General features: G+C 71.2%; 1 protein-coding gene. It reads left to right on the forward strand.

Annotation, left to right across the window (positions count from 1 at the left end; all coding sequences use genetic code 11):
* Positions 1-1,654, forward strand: a 1,654-nt coding sequence (locus AB0B64_RS59660) for a tetratricopeptide repeat protein (RefSeq protein WP_358206085.1), incomplete at both ends; no start/stop codon positions are given.

Raw genomic sequence — 1,654 nt, forward strand, 5'->3', positions numbered from 1 at the left:
CACAACCTCGCCACCTGGACAGCGAAGGCAGGCGATGCGGCCACGGCCCGAGACCAGCTCGCCGCCCTGCTCCCCATCGAAGAACGGGTACGAGGTGCCGACCACCCGAGCACCCTGAATACCCGGTACTACCTCGCCTACTGGACGGGGCAGGCAGGGGATGCTGCCGCGGCCCGAGACCAGCTCGCCGCCCTGCTCCCCATCGAAGAACGGGTACGAGGCGCCGACCACCCCAGCACCCTGAATACCCGGCAAAACCTCGCCTACTGGACGCGGCGGGCGGGCGATGCTGCCGCGGCCCGAGACCAGCTCGCCGCCCTGCTCCCCATCGAAGAACGGGTACGAGGCGCCGACCACCCCGACACCCTGACCACCCGGCACAACCTTGCCGGCTGGACGGGGCAGGCAGGCGATGCGGCCGCCGCCCGCGATCAGTACGCCGCCCTGCTCCCCATCCGTGAACGCGTCTTGGGGGCCGACCACCCGAGCACCCTGAATACCCGGCAAAACCTCGCCTACTGGACGGGGCAGGCAGGCGATGCGGCCGCCGCCCGCGATCAGTACGCCGCCCTGCTCTCCATCCGTGAACGCGTCCGGGGCGCCGACCACCCCGACACACTGTCCACCCGGCAAAACCTCGCCTACTGGACGCGGCGGGCGGGCGATACGGTCGCGGCCCGCGATCAGCTCGCCGCCCTGCTCCCCATCCGTGAACGCGTCCAGGGCGCCGACCACCCCGACACCCTGTTCACCCGGTACTACCTCGCGTACTGGACGGGGCAGGCAGGGGATGCGGCCGCGGCCCGAGACCAGCTCGCCGCCCTGCTCCCTACCCAAGAACGGGTACGAGGCGCCGACCACCCCGACACCCTGAATACCCGGCACAACCTCGCCACCTGGACAGGGAAGGCAGGCGATGCGGCCGCGGCCCGAGACCAGCTCGCCGCCCTGCTCCCTACCCAAGAACGGGTACGAGGCGCCGACCACCCCGACACCCTGACTACCCGGTATTACCTCGCCACCTGGACGGGGGAGGCAGGGGATGCGGCCGCGGCCCGCGACCAGCTCGCCGCCCTGCTCTCTACCCAGGAACGGGTACGAGGCGCCGACCATCCCGACGCCCTGTTCACCCGGCACAACCTCGCCACCTGGGCAGGGGAAGCAGGCGATGCGGCCGCAGCCCGCGACCAGTACGCAGCCCTCCTCCCCATCCGTGAACGCGTCCAGGGCCTCGACCATCCCGACACCCTGTTCACCCGGTACTACCTCGCGTACTGGACGGGAGAGGCAGGGGACGCGGCCGCAGCCCGCGACCAGCTCGCCGCCCTGCTCCCCATCGAAGAATGGGTACGAGGCGCCGACCATCCCGACATTCTGTTCACCCGGCACAACCTCGCCACCTGGACTGCGGGCGATGCGGCCGCCGCCCGCAATCAGCTCGCCGCCCTGCTCCCCATCCGTGAACGCCTCCAGGGCGCCAACCATCCCGACACCCTGACCACCCGGCACAACCTCGCCACCTGGACGGGAGAAGCAGGCGATGCGGCCGCAGCCCGCGATCAGCTCGCCGCCCTGCTCCCCATCCGTGAACGCCTCCAGGGCGCCAACCATCCCGACACCCTGACCACCCGGCACAACCTCGCCACCTGGACGG

Source organism: Nonomuraea sp. NPDC049129, assembly GCF_040648495.1.
Classification (GTDB): Bacteria; Actinomycetota; Actinomycetes; order Streptosporangiales; family Streptosporangiaceae; genus Nonomuraea.